General features: G+C 44.5%; 24 protein-coding genes. 5 read left to right on the top strand and 19 right to left on the bottom strand.

Annotated elements, in window-relative coordinates; translation table 11 throughout:
- Positions 1–42: 42 nt before the first annotated feature.
- From INF29_RS01540 to INF29_RS01550, 3 genes are all read right to left on the bottom strand, one after another.
- On the bottom strand, positions 43–999 hold the full coding sequence (locus INF29_RS01540) for a bacteriophage abortive infection AbiH family protein (protein ID WP_113649393.1): 957 nt from the start codon (positions 997–999) through the stop codon (positions 43–45).
- Positions 1,000–1,076: 77 nt separating this feature from the next.
- The gene (locus INF29_RS01545) at positions 1,077–1,778 is read right to left on the bottom strand and encodes a type I restriction-modification system subunit M N-terminal domain-containing protein (RefSeq protein ID WP_330608238.1); all 702 of its coding nucleotides are present in this window, start codon (positions 1,776–1,778) and stop codon (positions 1,077–1,079) included.
- A gap of 352 nt (positions 1,779–2,130) precedes the next feature.
- On the bottom strand, positions 2,131–2,544 hold the full coding sequence (locus INF29_RS01550; RefSeq protein ID WP_087988693.1) for a hypothetical protein: 414 nt from the start codon (positions 2,542–2,544) through the stop codon (positions 2,131–2,133).
- Between the two features lie 526 nt (positions 2,545–3,070).
- Here INF29_RS01550 and INF29_RS01555 point away from each other — a divergent pair.
- Positions 3,071–3,676 (top strand): hypothetical protein, encoded by a 606-nt coding sequence (locus tag INF29_RS01555; RefSeq protein ID WP_193484204.1) that lies wholly within the window; start codon positions 3,071–3,073, stop codon positions 3,674–3,676.
- Between the two features lie 61 nt (positions 3,677–3,737).
- Here INF29_RS01555 and INF29_RS01560 read toward each other — a convergent pair whose 3' ends face one another.
- From INF29_RS01560 to rlmD, 4 genes are all read right to left on the bottom strand, one after another.
- Complete coding sequence (locus INF29_RS01560; protein WP_193484206.1) at positions 3,738–3,983, bottom strand: hypothetical protein; 246 nt, start codon at positions 3,981–3,983, stop codon at positions 3,738–3,740.
- Positions 3,984–4,170: 187 nt separating this feature from the next.
- Positions 4,171–4,887, bottom strand: a complete 717-nt coding sequence (locus INF29_RS01565) for a hypothetical protein (protein ID WP_193484208.1) — start codon at positions 4,885–4,887, stop codon at positions 4,171–4,173.
- Positions 4,888–4,947: 60 nt separating this feature from the next.
- Positions 4,948–5,127 (bottom strand): helix-turn-helix domain-containing protein, encoded by a 180-nt coding sequence (locus tag INF29_RS14635; RefSeq protein ID WP_408626510.1) that lies wholly within the window; start codon positions 5,125–5,127, stop codon positions 4,948–4,950.
- 336 nt (positions 5,128–5,463) lie between these two features.
- A complete protein-coding gene (gene rlmD, locus INF29_RS01575) occupies positions 5,464–6,837 on the bottom strand; it encodes a 23S rRNA (uracil(1939)-C(5))-methyltransferase RlmD (RefSeq protein WP_193484210.1) in 1,374 nt (457 codons plus the stop codon).
- Positions 6,838–6,943: 106 nt separating this feature from the next.
- Here rlmD and INF29_RS01580 point away from each other — a divergent pair, with 106 nt between their 5' ends.
- The 3 genes from INF29_RS01580 (at position 6,944) to INF29_RS01590 (ending at position 8,472) form a co-directional block, all read left to right on the top strand.
- Positions 6,944–7,390 (top strand): S1 RNA-binding domain-containing protein, encoded by a 447-nt coding sequence (locus tag INF29_RS01580; protein WP_072850195.1) that lies wholly within the window; start codon positions 6,944–6,946, stop codon positions 7,388–7,390.
- Positions 7,391–7,454: 64 nt separating this feature from the next.
- A complete protein-coding gene (locus tag INF29_RS01585; RefSeq protein ID WP_087988685.1) occupies positions 7,455–7,751 on the top strand; it encodes a hypothetical protein in 297 nt (98 codons plus the stop codon).
- A gap of 250 nt (positions 7,752–8,001) precedes the next feature.
- Positions 8,002–8,472: a GNAT family N-acetyltransferase gene (locus INF29_RS01590; protein WP_193484212.1), complete on the top strand. Its 471-nt coding sequence runs from the start codon at positions 8,002–8,004 to the stop codon at positions 8,470–8,472.
- Positions 8,473–8,586: 114 nt separating this feature from the next.
- Here INF29_RS01590 and INF29_RS01595 read toward each other — a convergent pair whose 3' ends face one another.
- From INF29_RS01595 to yhbY, 4 genes are all read right to left on the bottom strand, one after another.
- Entirely contained in the window at positions 8,587–9,267 is a 681-nt protein-coding gene (locus INF29_RS01595) for a phosphoribosylaminoimidazolesuccinocarboxamide synthase (protein WP_022255504.1), read from the bottom strand.
- A 280-nt stretch (positions 9,268–9,547) separates the two neighbouring features.
- Complete coding sequence (gene rsfS, locus INF29_RS01600) at positions 9,548–9,883, bottom strand: ribosome silencing factor (protein WP_072850190.1); 336 nt, start codon at positions 9,881–9,883, stop codon at positions 9,548–9,550.
- 19 nt (positions 9,884–9,902) lie between these two features.
- Positions 9,903–11,135 (bottom strand): nicotinate-nucleotide adenylyltransferase, encoded by a 1,233-nt coding sequence (nadD, locus tag INF29_RS01605; RefSeq protein WP_072850188.1) that lies wholly within the window; start codon positions 11,133–11,135, stop codon positions 9,903–9,905.
- 22 nt (positions 11,136–11,157) lie between these two features.
- Positions 11,158–11,460: a ribosome assembly RNA-binding protein YhbY gene (gene yhbY / locus INF29_RS01610; RefSeq protein ID WP_022255501.1), complete on the bottom strand. Its 303-nt coding sequence runs from the start codon at positions 11,458–11,460 to the stop codon at positions 11,158–11,160.
- Positions 11,461–11,679: 219 nt separating this feature from the next.
- Between yhbY and INF29_RS01615 the strand changes: the two genes are divergently transcribed.
- Positions 11,680–12,231, top strand: a complete 552-nt coding sequence (locus tag INF29_RS01615; RefSeq protein ID WP_193484214.1) for a helix-turn-helix domain-containing protein — start codon at positions 11,680–11,682, stop codon at positions 12,229–12,231.
- Between the two features lie 77 nt (positions 12,232–12,308).
- Here INF29_RS01615 and pyk read toward each other — a convergent pair whose 3' ends face one another.
- The 8 genes from pyk to INF29_RS14485 all read right to left on the bottom strand — a co-directional run.
- Positions 12,309–14,069 (bottom strand): pyruvate kinase, encoded by a 1,761-nt coding sequence (pyk, locus tag INF29_RS01620; RefSeq protein WP_191344612.1) that lies wholly within the window; start codon positions 14,067–14,069, stop codon positions 12,309–12,311.
- Positions 14,070–14,097: 28 nt separating this feature from the next.
- Positions 14,098–15,078 carry a 6-phosphofructokinase gene (pfkA, locus tag INF29_RS01625; RefSeq protein ID WP_087988681.1) on the bottom strand — a complete coding sequence of 327 codons (981 nt, stop codon included), beginning with the start codon at positions 15,076–15,078 and terminating at the stop codon, positions 14,098–14,100.
- Positions 15,059–15,349, bottom strand: a complete 291-nt coding sequence (mtrB, locus tag INF29_RS01630) for a trp RNA-binding attenuation protein MtrB (protein ID WP_200777572.1) — start codon at positions 15,347–15,349, stop codon at positions 15,059–15,061. The genes pfkA and mtrB overlap by 20 nt, the downstream gene beginning before the upstream one ends.
- A gap of 10 nt (positions 15,350–15,359) precedes the next feature.
- Positions 15,360–18,845 carry a DNA polymerase III subunit alpha gene (locus INF29_RS01635; protein WP_193484216.1) on the bottom strand — a complete coding sequence of 1,162 codons (3,486 nt, stop codon included), beginning with the start codon at positions 18,843–18,845 and terminating at the stop codon, positions 15,360–15,362.
- Positions 18,846–18,977: 132 nt separating this feature from the next.
- Positions 18,978–20,186, bottom strand: a complete 1,209-nt coding sequence (locus tag INF29_RS01640; RefSeq protein ID WP_191344610.1) for an ABC transporter permease — start codon at positions 20,184–20,186, stop codon at positions 18,978–18,980.
- Entirely contained in the window at positions 20,180–20,878 is a 699-nt protein-coding gene (locus INF29_RS01645) for an ABC transporter ATP-binding protein (protein WP_072850178.1), read from the bottom strand. Before INF29_RS01645 ends, INF29_RS01640 begins: the two co-directional genes overlap by 7 nt.
- A 12-nt stretch (positions 20,879–20,890) precedes the next feature.
- Positions 20,891–22,111, bottom strand: coding sequence for an efflux RND transporter periplasmic adaptor subunit (locus tag INF29_RS01650; RefSeq protein ID WP_193484218.1), 1,221 nt, complete (start codon positions 22,109–22,111; stop codon positions 20,891–20,893).
- Between the two features lie 106 nt (positions 22,112–22,217).
- Positions 22,218–22,417: hypothetical protein (locus INF29_RS14485; protein WP_207728097.1), on the bottom strand; the 200-nt coding region annotated here is incomplete at its 5' end.

The following is a 22,417-nucleotide window of genomic DNA, read 5'->3' on the forward strand; positions in this document are numbered from 1 at the left end:
GAGAGCATCATTCTCCAGCTGCGAGGTGTCTTTTGCTATTGATTAGTCATCCCAAAACATTCTGCTGGGAAGAAAATAGGTTTCAAATTTCCTGGAAAGTCCTAGAATTCCAAATACATCTTTAAGTCTTTTTTTATCGTCTTCACTATAATAATAAATAATCCATTTTGATGTTGGCTTTATTTCTTCAGCAATTCGCAAGAGATAAGGAGTGTCTACATTCCCAAACGACAAACCTATGGATACTACTTGCTCTATATCTTTTAGACTTGAAAAAAACGATTCATTTCTCGATATAATTGCATCCGTGTCTTTATATAATGACGAGCAAAATTTTGCTATCGCGGAGCATATACTTTCTTCCCATTCTACGAACTCTTCACTTGCACACTGTGCTCTTCGTTTGTAATAATCTATAATAAATTTATTTCCATGCCCCATGATGGGTGGTATTGCAGAGCATGATGGTACTCCTCCATGCAAGTGAAGAACTGTTTTTACCCCATATACCCGCTCTAGGACATCTGTATAATTAAAATTAATGAAAATATCAGAACAATTTCCTATGAAACTCTTTTTAATGGGGCACACACCTGATGTATCTATAGACTCTAACCACTCAAGTACATATTTCTGTAAATCTGAAGAAAACCCATACTGTTCCTTCCAGTGAAGATCCAGAGTATATTTTATACCTTCTTCTGGCATTTGCTCTGCAAGGGAACTTGCCATATCGTGCATTCCTTCTACATCTGGGTTACCCATTTCTTCCTCAAATGTTTGCCATAAATCTTTTAGCACTGATTTTTTCCATCTTTCTTGTGCCGCTTCAGTGTACCAAGGCTCTGTATCATCTAAAGGCTGAATGTTATACATAGCCTCAAAATCCGTTAGAAATGACTCATGATGCGTTTCTAAGAAACTTCTGAACTCAGAATATGGAGTTCTAATACCATGCTGTATGTCGAAACCGTTTCCTACCAAATACAATGTTTTCATGTTATTCCTCCTATTTGAACGGCAATATAAAAATAGCCGGGATGCCCCGGTCTGTCAACACACCCCAAGAGCAGATTTTACACCGCAAGGGCACACTTTTTAATTTTACCCATACCTTGTATCAAACTCGGTATGATTATTTCACAAATGGTGTCGTCAGGTGTGGGCTGCATCAGCTCTACCATCATTTCCCGAATGTGTTTCGGTGTACGGAACTGCCCATTCTGCCCAGCCGTTGCCAGCTTGCCCAGCATATACTCGTACAAGTCCCCCTGCATATCCAAGTCCGCAATATCATGCTCATAAAGGTCTTCCAGTCCGGTGATGATCTTCTGCAATACCTGAGGCGTGGGAATCAGAAACATGGCGTCCTCCATGTAACGAGCAAAGGCGGTATTGCTCTGGGCACCTGTTCCATCTTCGTCAGGGATTTCCACCAGTTCCCCTCTCTCGTCAAAATCCGGCAGTCGTCCCTGCTTCATGTTTTTGATGGCAGGGAAAACACGCTGGCTCATGACATCGTAAATGTCACGGGGGTCATTGTTTTTGAACTTGCTCCAGCGCATGGACTGCCCCGCAGATGATGCTGGGAAGATGTGTTCCATTTTTTCTCCCATCAGGTTTTCTAGTTCTTCGGTTTCCAGCTCTTTTTCATCTAGAGAACGAATGAACATCAGGTATGTCAGCTGTTCGATGACGGTCAGAGGGTTGGTAATGCCGCCTGCCCAGATATCCGTCCAGATTTTATCCACTTTATTTTTAATGGCTCCTGTAATCATGCAAGGTTTCCTCCGTTATTCTTGTTTTTATCATTCGACTTTTCGTTTCATGATTCTTTCTTTTTCAGTATAGTATATCCCGCATAAAATCTCAAACAAAAATCCATATCTGCTGCCGCCCAAAGATATTCATTTTCTTTTCTGTATACCTGTAACTGTTATATTGAATGGTTCACATTCATGGCTCTTCGTGAGCCATACCATGGATCAGCAAAAGGGCAGACCTCTCCTGTCAAAGACCTTCCTCTGTTTTCAAAATTTTCTATCCTGATTTTCAAAAGAAAAAGACTGCGTTCTGTTTGTCAGCTGAACCAAACAGGCGGCAGTCTTTTCTTCTGAACAGGCAAAATGATTACTCATCACTTCTTTGATACCTCACAGCATCCTCCATGGTGAGGATGCCGTTGATCTTTTTCACTTCGTTGACGCAGCGGATGTGAAGTCTGCGCATGGTTGCCTCATCCATATCGTTGATGGCAGCAAGCATACTTTCTAGCTTTGCCATCTCTACAGCAATTTTGAAAAGCAAACGAGCCAAATGATTCTCTGATGTTTTTACGATGCCCTTCATGGATTCCAACATCACTTCAGATAAAAAATCTTGATGGCTTTCCTGATAAAGATAACCGGAGTAAAAGTGAATGGCTCTTTCTATAAATGCACTGCGGTTTGCGAAATCTTCCCTTGTTACTGCCGCATCACTTTTCTGAATGGCGTCCTTAGACAGCCACACGGTATATCGTTGTTTCTGGTATTCTTCTTTCATAAAAATGCTCCTTTCTCTCCATAGCGTCGGTACCAGCACACCTGACAAAGCCACTGGTTCCTAAGACAATCTTTTCTTTTTCTGTTTCACAACACGCAAATGAGCGCCAATCTTTTTTCACCGGCGCTGGCAAAAAATCTCCGCACTGCGGGGATTTGAGGGACTCTGCCGGCAGTTCAGCGCCGGCTTTTCACCTGCAAGTATTTTTCACATCTGGCAAAGTCCCTTTGGGCAGATATTGATTCCCAATACCCACTTTTTTTCTTTGCCCAAAATCGGGGCAAATTCGCTCCAAACTGCCTTACCCTGCAACTACTCTACCTGCTCTACAAAGCGGCACACAGGGGCAAATCAGGCGGTACTGGCGGCGGTCTTGCCCCTGTTGACGCAGCAAACCAAATCCTCTGTTTTTTCAATCGTTTTCACCCTCTTTCCTAAAATCCATTTTTCTCCTTGACACCTTTCGCCATCAGAGTTTATATACCACAAGCGGCTCTGCCGACTTTTGGAAAAGGCGGTTTTTATCATGGATATTTTTCAAGCTTTTCTTTCTCATAATGATGAGAATCCACCCACGTTTTCAGAAATTTTTCATTCTGCGGCGGCATTGAAGCGCGCCTTAGGAACGAAAAGTTATCTTCTGGAGCACTATCTTTCTTTGTTTTTTCGTCTGACAGCACAGATAGATTTTGTGGCACTACAGGATGAAGTCCACCAATCCATGGCGGATACCCAGCGTTCCTTCAAAGAAAATCCATCTCTCCTGTCTGAGTTTCCTTGTCAGGAGCCTGCCACGAAAATAAATCTCTGCTTCTTACGGCAGGCAGATTCTATCTTGGAACAGACACTCAAAGACTTTTTGAGAGAGAAAACTTCTGAATGGAATGCTGCCGTTGACCTGATGGAACTGCGGCAGACAGAACAAAAACTCATGGAACACATCGCCAAGGAACCTCTGGAAGCTTTTCAGCGGATGCTTCTTCGTCGATTTCTTCCCTGTCCTTTGGCTCCACTATTTTCTCAAAGCATCCTCGTAGAAATGACCAAACGGTTTCTCACACGGGATTTAGAAACGGATCAGGAGGTCTTTCGGCTGTTTCTGAAAACTTTTGGGCACGAAAAAAGCGACTGATATATCAGTCGCTTTTTCGTTTCTTTTCCCAGAAAAATTTAGAGTCCCATCACATAACAACTCATCGAATTCTTGAATCTGAAATAATTGCATAAATATAGGATGGTCCCACTACATCATTGTGAAGATCTGACGGCTTTTGAGGATTTAAGACAATCGCTTTTTCAAAAGCACTTTTTGATATTGCTACTTTACTGCGTGTGTGAATCAGCTTTTCACCCACCACTTGATAAGTAAATTCCAAACCAGACACGGTATAAAAAACTTCTCCCTCATGTCGCTTTATATTTTCCCAAATTGATTCCATTTTCCAGCCCCCCTCTTAATCATATTCATAATGACACCTTCATCTTTTCCTATCTTTTATTAAACTTCCCCATGTCATCTGTCCAAAGGTCATTTTTCAATGGCAAAAAACGGGCAGTTTTTACATCCAAAAAGCTATGCCACCAGATTTAGTTCCAGCATAATTAGCTTTTTTAGGTAATTTTATATCAACCTTTCCTCCTAGTAGCGGTTTTTATTCCCTTATTCATGTCTAAATCAAAACCAATCTGCCAAAATCCCATGTCAAGTAATTTCATCTGTGGATATTGCATATCTTCTATTTTCATTTTTGATCTAGCACTTTCCAATCGTTCAGTATTCTTGTCGTAAAAATTTACAAGCAACATAATAGACTTTAGGTTATAATTGCCCGTTGCTACCTTTTGATTTTTAATTCCGGCTATAAAATATCTATCATATGCTGGAACACATCCTAATGTTCCCATCAATATCTTTGTTATAAGTGTATAAGATAACTGATTTTTAAGTTCTTGTTCTTTTACTTCATGTCTAATCTTATCATAGTATTTGTCCAAAAATGCATTTATTTCTTGGAGTAGCTTTTGATTATTTTCTTTTCTAAAATCAACACATTTAATTCCTGCCAATGCATCATACTTTTCGCTTAGCAATTCTTTTACAACGGGAATATGTATTCTATAGTCCTTCTGCAATAAAAATGATGAACCGCGATACATTCCCCAACTCGCTAAATAGAAAGCAAGCTGTAAGCTCAAATAATCATAGTCAATATCTTCATTGCCACGAGCCATCATAAAATGTGAATAGCAATGTTCCCATGAACGATATCGAGCATTTTCATCAGATTTCAACTCATCATAAAAATCTGTTGATGACTTAATAATCAAATCCACTGTGTCCATGCCAAGCACCTCCTATTCGTTACTTGTTTTTATCTGTTCTCCATCCGGAAAAACAAACGATTACTCAAAAATCACTTCCATAACATCTGTTATCTGTTTTACTTCCTCAAGAGTCACAGTATCTCGTTTCAGTTTCTTGCAAAAATTCTGCGGTGTCTGATCTATCTGTCTAGCAAGTTCCAAAACACTTATATTCTTTTTATTACATAATTCTTTCATTATATCGGATATCTTCATCATAATCCTATATATCTAAAATAAGCCTTAATTTACTATAAACCAAATGGTTTGCATTTTCAACTTTTCGTGCTTAAGCTCTGTATAAACAATCTATGAATGAAAAAACACCCTGCATTTCTGCAAGGTGCTAACCATAGAGAATCTTTTATTATCTCCTGACATCCCCACTTGTACCTGATTGAAACACCACAGGTTATTCTGCTTCAATTCTTAAAAACAGTAGATGTCATCTGTCCAAAGGTCATTTTTCAAGGGCAAAAAACGGGCAATTTTTGCACCGAAAAACCCCCGTTTTTTCACCTACAAACCACAATATCTTGTGGTTTAACCCTTATTTTACGCCTGTCCACCACAACGTGTCATCAGTACCACGGATTCCACATGAACCGTTCTAGGGAACATATCCATCAAACGTACCCGTTTCACCTCATATCCAGCTGCCTGGAATTCCTGCAAATCTCTTGCCAGAGATGTGGGTTTACAGGACACATAAACGATTTCCGGCGCGCCAAAGTCGATAATCTTGCCGATGGCTTTGGGATGGATACCTTCTCTGGGAGGGTCTACGATAATAACATCAGGCTCGTCTGTCAGTTCATCCACCATTTTCAGCACGTCCCCAGCTAAGAATATACAGTTGGTCAAGCCATTTCTTGCGACATTTTCATTGGCTGCCACAACGGCTTCTTCCACCAGTTCAATGCCCATGACTTTTTTGGAACCGGCTCTTGCCATAATCTGTCCGATGGTACCGGTACCACAGTACAGATCAAATACCATTTTATTTTCCACATCACCGGCAAATTCCCGCACAATGCTGTAAAGCTGTTCCGCACCCTCTGTATTTGTCTGGAAGAAGGAATAGGCAGACACTTTGAATTCCAAATCAAAGAGTTTTTCCATGAAGAAATCTCTGCCATAGAGAACTGTCATTTCATCGCTGCGCACCACGTCAGCCACGCCGTCGTTGACGGAATGAAGTACGCCGCAGATTTCACCCTGCAAAGGCAGCGCTAAAATCATATTTTTGAATTCTTCCAGAGAAAAAGGAACTTCAGATGTAGTCACCAGATGCACCAGGATTTCCCCTGTTGCTTTCCCCTTTCTCACAACCAAATGGCGCAGAGAACCATCGTGACGCATACGGTGATAGAAGGCAACGTTTCTTTCCTGGAAAAAGGTCAGTGCGCCCTGTACGATGGTCACAAAGTCCGCATCTACGATATTACAGTCTTTCAATGTCACCACTTCGTAATGGCTCATTTTCTTACGCATACCCAGTGCCAGAGGACCATCTTTCACTTCATCCCCAAAGGAAAACTCGCATTTATTGCGGTAGCCTGTTTCCAAAGGAGAAGGTGTGATGCCTTCCCAGCTTTCCACATGGATGCCCGCATCTTCCAGCAATGTTTTCACCTGCTGTTCTTTCATATCCAGTTCTGCCTGACGTTTCATGGTCTGGTAAGTGCAGCCGCCGCAAATTTCATAATGGGAACAGCATCCTTCCTGTCGTTCCAGTTCAGAGCGTTCCACCACTTCCAGCAGACGAGCTTCCACATTGCCGCCGCGCTTTTTGATGACCTGTACAGAAACAGTCTGACCGGGTACGCCATTTTTCACAATAACCTTTTCCCCTTCCACAAAGCCATAGGCTTTATTGGGAAAGCGCACGCCGTCAATTTTTACGGTAATAATATCTTTTTTCTTCATTTTTTCCTCCAATTGTAACATAAATTTATTTGTATTCAACTGTATTCTGTGTTATACTGTTCCCATATTGATTTTTTAAAATTACCGAACAGGAGTGTATTACAGAATGTCTGAAAAACCCGAAGTTGGCAGTATCGTAGAAGGCAAAGTCGTTCGCATCAAACCCTTTGGTGCCATTGTTTCTCTGGGAGAACAGGTACAGGGTCTGGTTCATATTTCACAGGTAGCAAACACCTTTGTACAGGACATCAACGACCATGTGAAAGTAGGCGACATTGTCAAGGTGAAAGTCCTTTCCATTGATCCCGAAACAAACAAAATTGCTCTCTCCATGAAAGAAGCGCTGCCAAAGGAAGCGCGTCAGCCCAAAGGAGATCGTCCTTACAAAGGACACAAGCAGGAAAACAGAACCACCAATCCTGCCGAAGAATATTTCAAACCACAGACCGTCAATCCTTCTGCCGATTTTGAAGAAAAAATGCGGGAATGGATGAAACAGTCCAACGAAAGACAGACCAGTCTGAATAAGAGAGCCAACAAACGCTCTTATTGATTCTTGCTTATGATACCATGAAACGCTGTTTCTGGCAACGGAAACAAGATAGGAGGGAACCCCCATGATGCTTTTCTTTGTAGCAGGCATTTATTTATTTGCCCGGGGCATATTCGCATGGTACGGACAACCTATTTTTTACAGAAAAGGCACACTGGAAAACATTGACCCCGATCACTTGCCCCAATACCTGCGGGAAGAAGGTGTATGGAACTTCCTGACCGGACTTGTTCTGGTGGGAAAAGCCATTCTGGACAAAGTCTTTCCCGGCAGTATGGCACTGTTCATTGTCTTTATTGTGCTGCTATTGGTGTGTGTGGTATTTTTAGCCAAATGCAATGAAAAATACCGAAAAAAATAACAGAAATAGAAAGAAGCCGAAAAATCTGTTCAATCTAAGGGGCTTCTTCAAAAGAAAACAAAGAAAGCTGAAATCTTTACAATTCAAAAGATTCCAGCTTTCTTATTTTGCCAAGATTTTATTAGGTCTGTTTTCTTTTGAAGACAGCAGTCGCAGCCTTCCTTAAGAAATCAAGAAAACGAAAAACAATGTTTTCTTAATGGCGGCTGCTTTTTTCAGCTCTCTTTTTGCCTATCAACAGGAGGATAGTATGACCGAAATCATCTGCATCACTGACAAAAATCATCCTGCCCTGCCCGCTATCATCGAGTGGCTCTATGACTGGTGGGGAAAGGACGAGGATTATACAAAAGAACAGGTGGAAGCATATGTGCGTAATGCTGTATGCAAAGACCGTATCCCGCAGGTATTTCTGATTTTGCAGGATGGCGTACCTGCCGGCACCTTCCAGTTTGCCATGTCTGATATTGACACCCGCCCCGACTGTTATCCATGGCTGCGGGATTTCTGGATAGAGCCTGCATTTCGCGGAAAAGGACTGACCTATACCGTTATGGAAGCCGTCAAAGAACATGCTGCTCGCTTACATCTGACAGAACTTTACCTCTTTACACGTCATGAGGGGTTATATGAAAAATTCGGATGGGAGTATGTGGAAACATTCCCCACCTACCTGACACCTGGTGACAAACAGCGTCTTTACCGTCTGTCCATTTGTTAAAATAAATTCTCTGGAAACCAAAAACAGCATCCAAAATTACCTTTTGGATGCTGTTTTTTTCTCAACCTGCACACAGCAAGCTGATTATTTCATATGTATCTGAATCAAACAGGATTAACCCAGAATGATTTTTGTCAGTTCAACGGGTTCAACGATTTTGCCGTCTTTGTAAACACGCATGTTACCGGAAGCGATTTCGTCGATCAGGATAACTTCGTTGTTGTTGTAACCAAATTCAAATTTGATGTCGTACAGATCCAGACCTTTTTTCGCCAGTTCGTCAGCAACGATACGAGTGATTTTCAGTGTCTGTTCTTTCATGCTGTCGTACATTTCGCCGCTCATAACGCCCAGTGCGATCAGACCATCTTTTGTTACCAGAGGATCGCCTTTTGCGTCGTCTTTGAATGTTGTTTCAACATAACCGCCTTCCAGAACTGTACCATCAGCGATGTAATCGCCGTAACGACGGATGAAGCTGCCTGTAGCTTTCAGACGGCAGATAACTTCCAGACCGTGACCGAATACGGTTGCGGGCAGAACTTCCATTGTAGCGTTGTCTACATCAGCAGAAACGTAATGTGTTTTGATGCCAGCCTCTTTCAAAATTTCGAAGAATTTGATAGATGTTTCCAGATTTGCTTTACCGATACCTTCAATGGTCAAACCAACGGAGTTTTCACCGGGATCGAATACACCATCTTTACCTGTGCAGTCATCTTTGAACTTCAGCAGCACATTGCCGTTTTCCAGTTTGTAAACGTCCTTTGTTTTGCCCTGATAAATCTTTTCCATAAATCTTTTCCATCCTTTCTGATTTAAGACCGACATAAAAGCATGCCTGTTATGAAATTTTCTCAACAAATAAAATTTACTGCAAAATCCGCTTGGATACAAGTATTTTTTGCAAATCTTTGAAATCTCGGCAAATTATGCAATTTCGAGGGTACATGTGGAAATATTTTCTCACCAGATGTGTAAAAAATTTCCTGTTTTGCCCCCTCTGACCGAATTTTTCTGCACAATCGGCATTAAAAATCCGTCATTTTTCTCTCATTTATTGACTTTTTCGAGATTATTCCACAGGCTTCGCGTCGCCCCAAACATGCTCCAAACCGTAGAATTCACGCTGTTCTTCATTAAACAGGTGAATCAGCAGGTTGCCGAAGTCTAACAAGATCCATGTACCTGTGCTGTAGCCTTCGGAATGATGCATTTTTACGCCAGCCTGGAACAGTTTCTGTTCCACTTCATCTGCCATTGCACGCAGATGGTTTACATTTTTACCACTTGCAATGACAAAGCAGTCTGCCACATTGGACAGACCTTTCAGATTCAGCACCTGAATGTCCTGACCTAATTTATCATCTAACGCAGCCTGTGCGATTTTTGCAGCTTCTAAAGCTTCCATGTTATTCCTCCTTGTAATCTTATTTATTCTTATAGTATTCCAGTGCCTCCAAAGACAGGGGATGCAGCAGTCTGCCCCGTTCTTTTACAAAGTCAATGGTCTGTTCCAAAATGAAGCGCATTGCCATATCCAAATCCAGATATGCCAGACGTCTTGCCTCATCCAGACCTTCGAACTGTTCTCTGTTAGGCTCGATATAGTCCGCAATGAACACAATCTTTTCCAATATGGACATGCCAGCACGTCCTGTGGTATGGTAGCGGATAGCATTGAGGATATCTTCATCTTTGATTTTATATTCCCGTTTTGCCACTTCCGCACCCAAAAATGGATGAATCAGATCCGGCTGCTGTTCCAGAATCTCGTCCATTTTCACTTTATATTCCTTACAGAAACGCTGCCGCAGTTCTTTTGGATAATCCTTGGCGCAGTCATGGAGCAGACCTGCCACTTTGGCTTTCTGACGGTCTGCCTGTGTGCCGTATATTTCTGCCAGCCGCACTGCTTCTTCGGATACACCCATGGTATGGATATAACGTTTTACAGACAAAGCAGACTGCAATTTTTCCTGCATGACTTCAATGGGCAGCATAAATTTCACCTCGTCTTTTCTTTCGTTTTGATACAAACCAAATTTATGAATATAGTCCTCTACTTCCTGTGGAAGCAGGTACTGAATGGGCATGCCTCTTTGTGCCCGGGTACGGATATCCGAAGACGAAATAGCCAATGCCGGCACCTCCATGTAATGGATTCTGCTGGCATATTTTTCCTGAATTTCTCCGATTTCCTCGAACATCTGATTTTTCTGATAACCGGGTCTGGTTACTGCCACAAAGTCGCAGAGGGACAGCAGACGTTCCGGTTCCTTCCAGCTCATGATCTGATGGATGGCATCGGCACCGGTGATGAAATACAGACGCACATCGGGACGGCACATTTTTTTCAGCTGTTCGATGGTGTCGATGGTATAGGTAGTGCCGGGGCGGTCGATTTCAATACGGGATACTTCAAAGTTCTCATTCCGCATGGTTGCCAGAACCGTCATCAGATACCGGTGTTCATTATGGGTTACTTCTTTATGAGATTTATGGGCAGGACGGCCTGTGGGAATGAATACCACCTTATCTACATGAAAACGGTGGCGCACCGCTTCTGCCGTTACCAGATGTCCATAGTGTATGGGGTCAAAAGTACCGCCCATGATGGCAATACTTTTGCAGTTTCTGAAATTGGCGATTTCGTTTCGCATGATCTTTCCTCCCTCTGCCTGCTTATTTCTTCACAGGAGGCAGTTCAATGACAGGTTTTGTCTTGGAAGCACGGTACAGTACAAATTTATTGCCGATGACCTGTACAATGTCCGCACCAGTTCTGCTTGCCAGCATTTCTGCCGCTTCCGCAGGACCCAGCATATTATTGTCCAACACACTGATTTTTACCAATTCTCTTGCCTCCAGTGCGTTATGTACGGTATCACGCAATTCTGGTGTCACGCCGTTTTTCCCCACCTGAAAAATCGCGTCAATACCGTTTGCCAGAGAGCGCAGATAAGCTCTTTGTTTGCTTGTTAACATAATTTCCTCCTCAAATTCGTCTTTTTTCAATCTATAATCCTAAACATCATAGCACAGACACCTTGATTTTGCAACGAAAGACGGCGAAAAACGGCTGTTTTTTCTCATTTGTCCCCCTTTGGAATGGGAAAGGAAAAAAATTCCTGTCCCTTGTTCCTTTCCAAAAAAAATGATAAAATGATAAAAGTTTTCAAAAATCATTTCATTAAGGAGGAACCCATGACCCAATTCAACGGCAGCAAACTGCGTGAACTGCGCAATGAAAAACAGCTAAGCATCGCCAAGCTTTCCACCATATCCGACGTGAGCACAGGGCTCATCAGCCAGATTGAGCGTGATCTGGTGGTTCCCTCCGCCCTCATTCTCTTTCGGCTGGCACAGGCGCTGGAAACAGACATGTACGCCTTTTTTGAAGATACACCGCCGGAAGATACGCCTATCATCCGAAAAGGCAGCCACAGCCTCCTGACAGCACAGGAAAACGGCTGTATCCACAAGATACTCTGCCCAGACAATCCGGGGCGTATGCTGGATTTTGTGGAGCTGACACTAAAAAAGGGATGTTTTTATGACTACCGCCCCTCTTTTGCCCAAGGAGAAACCTGCGGCTATGTGATCCAAGGCACCTTACAGGTCATTGCGGAAGGCAGAGTATACACTTTACAGGAAGGGGACAGCATCACTCTGGACAGCACCCTGCCCCACCAATGCAAAAACACCAGCGATGCAGATTCCGTATCTGTCTGGGTCATGACACCAAAATATTTCTAAAAATCAAAGGAGCCATGCTTCCTGTTTTCACAGGAAGTACGACTCCTTTTTTATTGACGATAACCGCCAAAAAATTCTTATTTTTCGTTAGGGATACCTTTGTATACAAAGCCCTTTGCCGCATCTACAGTGATGAGGGTATCGTTAGGGATAAAGTCGATGACTTTCGCATTGCATACCACAACAGGGATATCCAGTGCTCTTCCAACGATTTCCGCATGACAGTTTTCTGCGTGATCCATAGGACCAACTACAATGGCAGCGGCTTTCTGCAGATAAGGCATGAAGTCATTGTCTGTAGATGTTGTTACCAGAATATCGCCTTTCTTGAATTCGCGTTCCATTTCATCCCGTACTTTGATGACTCTTGCTGTACCGCTGACTTTCTGTGTGCCAACGCCGATGCCTTTGCACAGTACATCACCAACAATATCAACGCGCAGGGTATTTGTGGAACCGCTTACGCCTACAGGCATGCCCAGTGCCATAACGATGGTATCACCGTTTTTCACCAGACCGCTCTTCTGAGCCACTTTCATGGCGGAGTCAAATACCTGACCTTTGGGGATGGGTGCTTTGTGCAGTACAGGACGGCAGCCCCATACCAGATTCATCTGACGCCATACCTGATCGCACATCGTACCTGCTGCAATAGGGCATACAGGTCTGTGTTTGGAGATCATTCTTGCAGTAAAACCAGATTTTGTGATGGTGGAAATGCAGGTTGTTTTCAATTCTGCTGCTGTGGTGCATGCTGCAAAGCTGATAGCATTTGTGATATTGGTCAGACCTGTTTCCAGGCTTCTGGTCAGATTTTTCGCATAATTGATGCTGCTTTCTGTTTTTTCCGCGATTCTTGCCATGGTTGCCACTGCTTCACAGGGGTATTTGCCCATAGCTGTTTCACCAGAAAGCATGATGGCATCAGAGCCGTCAAAGATGGCGTTTGCAACGTCATTTGCTTCCGCACGGGTAGGTCTAGGGCTTTTTACCATGCTTTCCAGCATCTGTGTTGCTGTGATGACAGGTTTGCCGCGTCTATTTGCCAGTGCAATCAGAGCTTTCTGTACCAGAGGCACTTCTTCAGGAGGGATTTCTACACCCAAATCCCCTCTGGCTACCATGATACCGTCGGAAACTTCCAGAATTTCTTCGATGTTATCTACACCTTCCTGATTTTCGATCTTGGAGATGATCTGGATGTTTTCGCCGCCGTTTTCTTCCAGCACTTTCCGAATCTTCACAACGTCAGAAGCGGAACGGATGAAAGATGCAGCTACATAATCAAAATCATTTTCGATACCGAATTTCAGGTCGGAAATATCTTTTTCTGTCAAAGAAGGCAGATTTACCTGCACGCCGGGCAGGTTTACGCCTTTACGGGAGCTTACGTCGCCGCCAGTCACAACTTCACAGTGCACTTCGGGACCAACGATGCTTTCTACCCGCAGTTCAATGAGACCATCATCAATAAGCACACGAGAGCCTTTCTGCAGGTCTTTCGGCAAGTCTGCATAAGTTACGGAAACGCGTTCCTGTGTGCCGGGTACATCTTCTGTTGTCAGGGTGAATTTATCCCCCTGTTCCAGACGGATTTTATTGTTTTCAAAGGTTTTGATACGAATTTCGGGACCCTTTGTATCCAAAATCAGTGGAATGGGTGCATTCAATTCTTCTCTAGCCTGTTTCAGTTTTTTGATAATTTCTCCATGAGTTTCATATGTCCCGTGGGAAAAGTTTACTCTTGCTGCATCCAGACCGTTGCGGATCAGCTCTTTCATGATCTCTACATCATCTGTTGCAGGACCCAGGGTACAAACGATTTTCGTTCTGCGCATGGAATACCTCCTCTTATTTTCATACCAATTAGATTGCCAGGATCTTGATTACTTCGTAAACTTCGCGATCCAGTGTTTTTTCCATCTTCAATGCTTTTTCCAGATCCAGAATTTCATATCTGCCTCTGTTGTAAGCTACCACTTTATTCTGCTCCCCAGCCAGAATTGCTTTTACAGCATGGTAACCCATCATGGAAGCATGCATACGGTCTACAGCTGTAGGGCTGCCGCCGCGCTGCAGATGGCCCAGGATTGTTGCTCTGGTCTGAATGCCGGTGATTTCCTGGATTTCTTTTGCCAGTTTCTGTGTGCCGCCAACGCCTTCAGCTACAACGATCAGGTTATGACGTTTGCCAATGCTTCTGTTTTCCAGAATCTGCTGGATGACTTTCGCGCTGTCCACTTCACCCTTTTCTTCGGGGAACATAACGTCTTCAGCACCGCCGACCATACCGCACCAGATAGCGATATAACCAGCATCTCTGCCCATAACTTCCACAACGGAGCAACGTTCGTGAGAGCTGGAAGTGTCACGCAGTTTATTCAGGGCGTCCATACCAGTGTTGACAGCAGTGTCAAAACCGATGGTGTATTCTGTGTTGTTCATATCCAGGTCGATGGTAGCAGGGATACCGATGCAGTTTACACCGCGTTTTGCCAGTTCTGCCATACCACGGTAAGAACCGTCGCCGCCGATAACAACCAGCGCATCCAGACCCAGAATTTTGTAGATGGCAGCTGCCTTGTTCTGACCTTCTTCTGTCATCATTTCAGGGCAGCGTGCTGTATGCAGGATGGTACCGCCCAGGTTCATGACATTGGAAACGTCTTTGCTGTACATTTCCTTGATTTCGCCATTGATCAGACCATTGTAGCCTTTGCGGATACCAATGACGGACACATTATGATACAGTGCTGTACGAACAACAGCACGGATGGCAGCGTTCATGCCGGGAGCATCGCCGCCACTGGTCAGTACACCGATTTTCTTAATTGTTTTCTGTTCCATGTTCATTCCTCCCAATAAGTGTTACGCCTTCTTCTTCGTCTCCACTGCGAATGATGCCGTAGTGGGTATAAATTTCAGCCTTCCCGCGGATTTTGATCCCGGAAGTGTGTTCGGTAAACTGCACGATCAGCACTTCATTACGGTCCAGTTTTTCTGTGTGATGAATCTTTGTCACTTCTCCCCTGGTGACGCCGATAATGTTCACACCCTTTTCCAGTGCTTTCACGCAGACATACGGTGCTTCAGCATAGAATTTGTCATCTTCTTTCATCATTTGCCTCCTATCCGTTCTTTACCGCCACGTTTTTCTCACCCAGCAGTTTTCGCAGTTCCTCCAGCAGTCCTTCTTCTAAGGTTACCCAGAATTTCCGGTCTGCTTTCATCTTTCGTTTTGTTTTTTCTTCATATATATACACAGGCGTGTCGCCTTTGTATTTCTCCAAAATGGCTGTGATCCACACAAGGGGCATTTCGTTGCCTGCCGCCTGTTTCAGCCAAAGGGACGCAGGTTTGTTTTCACCCGTTTCTTCCATAAGGGGTGTCACGGAAGCGGCAATGACTTTCGCCTCGCCGTCAGCGGAAACATTTGCCCGGCCTTTCACCAGAACCACTGCCTCTTCATCCAGAAACGCACTGCACTGTTCCATGACTTTGGGGAAAACAATGATTTCCATGGTACCTTGCAGGTCTTCCAATGACAGGAAGCACATTTTTTCATTGTTTCTGGTATATTTTACGGATTTTGCCGCAATCATACCGCCAACGGCAACTTTTGTGCCCTCAGCAATCTGCATGCGATCTTCGCCTTCTTCCACAGGAAGAAAATCAATGCTGGTATGGCTTACTTTCCGGCGCAGTGTTTTTTCATACTCCGCCAGAGGATGACCGCTGACATAAATCCCCAGCACTTCTTTTTCCATGGCAAGGCGGTCACGCTGGACATATTCGGAAATGGCAGGCAGTTCGTCTTTCTGGGCAACAGATTCATTTTCGCTGCCCAAATCAAACAGGTTCATCTGTCCGGCAATGTTGTTTTTCTTCGCCTGACCGATGCCATCCAGAATGTTTTTATAAACCGCCATGTACTGGCTTCTGGCACCGCCGAAAGAGTCCACAGCGCCGGACTTAATCAGGCTTTCAATGCCTCTCTTATTCCATTCGCCGTCGCTCATGCGGTTACAGAAATCTGTCATGGAGTGGAAAGGTCCATTCTTCTCCCGTTCCGCCACCAACGCCTCTACGGCATTTCTGCCGATATTCTTGATGGCAGCCAGACCAAAGCGGATTTTCCCATTGGATACAGAAAAATGTCCGAAACCTTCGTTGATATCTGGCGGCAGAAGCTGGATGCCCATTTTTTTGCATTCTTCGATGTAGCCGGAAACCTTGGAAGCGTTATCCATGACACTGGTCATGAGCGCCGCCATAAATTCCACGGGATAATGGGCTTTCAGCCATGCCGTCTGATAGCCTACCACAGCGTAGCACGCCGCATGACTCTTATTGAAGGCATACTTTGCAAAGTCCGTCATTTCATCGAATATTTTTTCTGCCACTTCGGCGGGAATCCCGTTTTTCACACAGCCCGGCACTTCATCGCCGATGCCGTAAACGAAATTTTTCCGTTCCTCTGCCATCACAGAGGCTTTTTTCTTACTCATGGCACGGCGCACCAAGTCGCTTCGTCCCAAACTGTATCCTGCCAAGTCACGCACAATCTGCATAACCTGTTCCTGATAGACGATACAGCCGTAAGTATTTTTCAAAATCGGCTCCAAAGCCGGATGGGTATACTGAATATTGTCTTTGTCGTTTTTCCCTTTGATATACTTGGGAATAAAATCCATGGGACCCGGACGATAGAGGGAAATCCCCGCAATCAAATCTTCCAGACAGGTTGGCTCCAGTTCCCGCATGAACTGCTTCATGCCACCACTTTCCAGCTGGAACACGCCTTCCGTTTTCCCTTGGCTAATGAGCTGATACACCGCCGGGTCATTATCCGGCAGATGTTCCATATCCAGTTTCACGCCGTGGATACGTTCCACTTCCTGCACAGCGTTCTGGATAACCGTCAGGGTACGCAGCCCCAGAAAGTCCATTTTCAAAAGCCCCAGTTCTTCCAACAATGTCATGGTGTACTGGGTATTGACCTGCCCGTCATTGGCACTGAGGGGCACATATTCCATAACCGGTTCCCGACAAATGACAACCCCTGCCGCATGGGTGGAAGAATGTCTTGGCAGACCTTCCAGACGCATGGACATATCAATCAAATGGTGGGTATCTTCTTCGTTTTCATAAGCCTTTTTCAGGTCGGGGTTCATTTGCAGGGCTTTTTTGATGGTGATGCCCAGTTCCGTAGGAATCATCTTGGAAATCCTGTCCACATCGGCGTAAGGCATTGCCAATGCACGACCCACGTCTTTGATGGCAGCCCTTGCCGCCAGGGTACCGAATGTGACAATCTGTGCCACATGATCCTCGCCATACTTGGAAATGACATAATCAATAACTTCCTGTCTGCGTTCATAACAGAAGTCTACGTCAATATCAGGCATGCTGACACGTTCTGGATTCAGGAAACGTTCAAAAATCAGGTCATATCGCAGGGGGTCAATGGTGGTAATCTGCAAACAGTAAGAAACCATACTGCCGGCAGCGGAACCACGTCCCGGACCTACGATGATACCATGGTCTTTGGCATATTTGATAAAGTCCCAAACAATGAGGAAATAATCCACATAACCCATGGTTTCAATGGTATGCAATTCGTATTCCAGTCGTTCCTTCCACTCTGGCTTCGGGTCTGGATACCGCATGGCAAAACCATCATAGCACAACTCCCGGAGGTACTCCGGTGCTGTTTTGCCGTCAGGCACATCGAATCGGGGCAGTTTCAAATCATGGAACACAAATTCCACATTGCACCGCTTCGCGATTTTCACGGTATTTTCCAATGCCTCCGGCACATGACCGAAAAGGTCATACATTTCTTCGGGGCTTTTCACATAAAACTGTCCGCCCTCATACCGCATACGGTCTTCATCCTCCACAGTTTTCCCAGTCTGGATACACAGGAGGATATCGTGAGGCACTGCGTCCTCTTTATAAATATAATGGCTGTCATTGGTGGCAATGAGGGGAATCCCCGTTTCCTTGGACATACGAATCAGTGCTTCGTTGACACGTTTCTGTTCTGCCATGCCGTGATTCTGCAATTCCAGGAAAAAATTGCCTTTGCCGAAAATTTCTTCATATTCCAAAGCGGCTTCCTTGGCGTGGTCATAGGATAATGTCAGCACATCCCTTGCCACTTCCCCTGCCAGACAGGCGGAAGACGCAATAATTCCCTCGTGGTACTGCCGCAGCAGTTCTTTATCTACACGAGGTTTATAATAAAATCCGTCGATAAAACCATAAGAAACCAGCTTAATGAGGTTATGATAACCTGTTTCATTTTCTGCCAGAAGCACCAGATGGTAATAACCGCCGCCCTTGCCTTCTTTTGTCAGGCGGGAACCAGCTGCCACATAAACCTCACAGCCGATGATGGGCTTGATGCCCACTTCTTTCGCCGCCTTATAAAACTCAATGGCACCATACATGGCACCATGGTCTGTGATGGCGATGCTGTCCATGCCCAGTTCTTTGACACGCTCTACCAGTTCTTTGATTTTCGCGGAACCGTCCAGAAGGCTGTATTCCGTATGGACATGAAGATGTGTAAACGGTCTTTGTTCAGTTGTCTGTACTTCCTGTTCCATATAAAATAGCCCCCTTCCGTATTTATCATCTAGGTATTATACCATACTCGCAGGAAAATCAACACAAAAAAAGGTGTAACCCATGAAATTTTTCCATGTTTTACACCTTTTCTATCAATTTGTTACATTTTTTTATTCATAACGCAGAGCGATCACAGGGTCTGCTTTGGCTGCCTTTCGTGCAGGATACAGCCCGAAGCCCAAACCAACCATGGCGGAGAATGCCACTGCAATGACAATCACCTGTGGTTTCACCACCGTTGTAATGCCAAAAAGCATACCGCCAATGGCAACCACCGATATGCCAAGGATGGTACCAATGAGCCCACCTGCGGCAGAAATCATGGCAGCCTCGATCAAAAACTGAGTAAGGATATCTCTTGTTCTTGCACCAAGGGCTTTTCGGATACCGATTTCACGGGTACGCTCTGTAACGGATACCAGCATGATATTCATGATACCGATACCGCCAACTACCAAGGAAATGGCAGCAATGGCACCCACCACTGCGGACAGGGAACCCAGCATGCTGTCAATCATGCCCATTTCTTCAGAAGCGGAACTCATGACGATATATTCCGGCTGCAAATTCTTCATGCGCGCCATATAAGCTGTCACCCGGGATTTTAAAGCGTCCAGCTGGTTTGCATCCGATGCCACGAAATAAAGAGACCAGTTGTAGGAATCTTCTGTCACCATAAGGCTTTCGGGAATATAGGCAAATTCCATGCTGCCCCCCTGCAAAGCCTTCATCAATGCGGAATCCTGATTTTCATATACGCCTACCACCAGAAATTCTTCCTGATCTTCATTGAGCTTCACTTTGACGGTTTTCCCAACAGCATTGGCATCTCCGAAAAATCCTTCTGCTGTTTCTTTCTGCAAAACGATGTGATGGCGCTTTTCCTGAAAATCTTTATCGCTGAGCATTCTGCCGTAAATAATCTTCAGATTTTTCATAGCTGTAGGATTTTCCGCCAGACCGCTTACATACAGCGTTTTTGTTCTTCTGCCAACAGTCATGTCCTTTCGCAGACTCTGATTGAAGCCCACATAAGCCAGATCATCGCCCATGGCTTCTTTGAGTTTTTCCGCGTCTGTGGTGGTAAAATATGTATTATCTCCATAGGTGTCATCTGGAGGATTGATATACATATACGCCAGCCCCAGACCTACATTCTTGTATTCATTTGCCACAACGCTCCGCATGGTATCCCCCAGGGAAACGATGGCAATGACGGAGCTGATACCGATGATCATGCCCAGCATAGTCAGGAAAGAGCGCATTTTATTGGCACGAATAGAGGAAAGCGCCAAACGGATATTTTCAAAAATCAACATGAGCCCTTCACCACCTTTTTGTCACTGATGATCTGCCCATCCTGGAACCGGATGATACGGTCTGTATAAGCAGCGATTTCTTCTTCATGGGTAACGACCACCACAGTCGCCCCTTCTTTATTCAAATTGGTGAAAAACTCCATGATTTCGTAAGACGCCTTTGTGTCCAGATTTCCCGTAGGTTCGTCTGCCAGAATGATGGCAGGGTCATTTGCCAATGCCCTTGCAATGGCAACACGCTGTTTCTGCCCACCAGAAAGTTCATTGGGCATGTGATGGATACGCTGTCCCAGACCTACTTTTTCCAAAAGAGCAGCGGCTTTGGCTTTTCTTGCGTCTGCTTTCATGCCTGCATAAATCATGGGGATTTCTACATTTTTTAATGCAGATGTTCTGGGAATGAGCTGGAATGCCTGAAAAACGAAGCCGATTTTCTGGTTGCGGATGGCAGAAAGCTGGTTTTCACTCTGCTGGGCAATGCTGATGCCGTCCAGTTCATAAGTGCCGGAAAACTGTCTGTCCATACATCCCAGAATATTCATCAATGTAGATTTACCGGAACCGGACTGCCCCATGATGGCAACATATTCTCCCTCATGGATGGTCAGGTTGATCCCCCGCAGGGCATGGACCTGAATGGCACCGGTATCATATGTTTTATTCAAATTTTCAATTTTGATGATTTCTTTCATATGGCATCACCCCTACTGTACCGTTACTGCCATACCTTCTGTCATGGCTGCACCGGGATTGAGAATGATCGTCTGTCCTTCTTTGATTTCGTCAGATTTGATTTCTGCCTGCAAATCTGTTTCCAGACCCAGTGTAACAGGCACAATATGTACGGTTCCCGCATCTGTTACGGTATAAACGGCTGTGGTGCCGTCTTCCAGTTCTGCCAAAGCTTCCAGCGGAACCACCAGGGCATCTTTTGCAGAAGCAATCTTGATGGTTGCGTTGGCATTGATGCCGGCAATGAGTTTTTCATTTTCTTCTTTTACTTTGATATAAACGGGAATGACTCTTTCGGAAGATGTGGAGCTTTTCGCTTCCCCTGTGGGAGAAATCCGTTCTACCACACCCTGTACGGTTTCTTTGCCCAGTACATCAGCGGAAATTTCCACTTCCTGCCCTATCTGCACCCGGTCAATGTCATTTTCGCTCACAAGGACTTTCATCTGCAAAGTTTCCAGATTTTCAATGACAAACATAGGCTTGTTATCCTCGGATTCATCGGCAAAACGGCCAACTGTTGTATTCACTCTGGTAACGGTGCCGCTGATGGCACTGCGAATCTGGCAGTCGCTGAGGGTAGCGGACTGGATGCTGGCTTTCTGCTGAGCATTTGCCTTTGTCTGTTTTTCAGAGGAAGTAAGAACAGCCTTTCCATTTTCATTGGGAATGTCGTCCAAGGCTCTCTGTGCTTTATCCAGCGCATCTTTTGCCGCATCCACTTCTGCCTGACTGGCTGCACCAATGGCAAAGAGGTCCTGTTTGTCTTTATAATCTTTTGCCGCATTTTCTTTTTCCATCAAAGCGTTGTCAATCTGGCGCTGACGTTCTGCCAGTGTTTCCTGCTGCTGATATTCCAGAAGCTGGATGTCACCTTTTGTCTGGGCAATCTGATCCTGAATATCACCGCTGTCCAGCACTGCCAAAAGCTGACCTTTTGTAACTTTATCGCCTTCTTTTACCAGTACCTGTTTGACTTCATAATGGAGTTTGGAAGCCACTTCCGCGCTTTCTGTGCCTTCCAGTGTTGCCTTCTGCTTCAGAACTTCTTCCAGATCCTGACGCACTACTGTTCCAGTTGTCACAGGTGTTCCTGTAGGTTCTGTCTGTCTGCTGCCCAAAGCCACTTTCAACCCGCCGGCAATCAAAACAACGGCTACAGCTGCTATGATCATCTTCTTTTTCTTTGTCATGGTGCTTTCCTCCTCTTATCATACGTTCACATATTCTGCTGCTCATTATAAACAGTAAATTGGAAGATGCACGGCAGACTTTTTTAATTTTTCTTTAATATTTATGTCAACAAAAAAAGACAGAGAAATGCGTAAAGAAAATCTTCATAAGAAAACAAAGAAAGCTGAAATCCTTATCATGAACTGCACCCCATTTGTTAGACAGTATGATATACTGAATAACAAGTGGGGTGATTTTTATGCCAAAAGGAGTACCAAATAAACGATATACACCAGAATTCAAGCAACTGGTGGTAGAAACGATGC

Source organism: Anaerotignum lactatifermentans, from assembly GCF_014982935.1.
GTDB classification, from domain to species: Bacteria; Bacillota; Clostridia; order Lachnospirales; family Anaerotignaceae; genus Anaerotignum; species Anaerotignum lactatifermentans.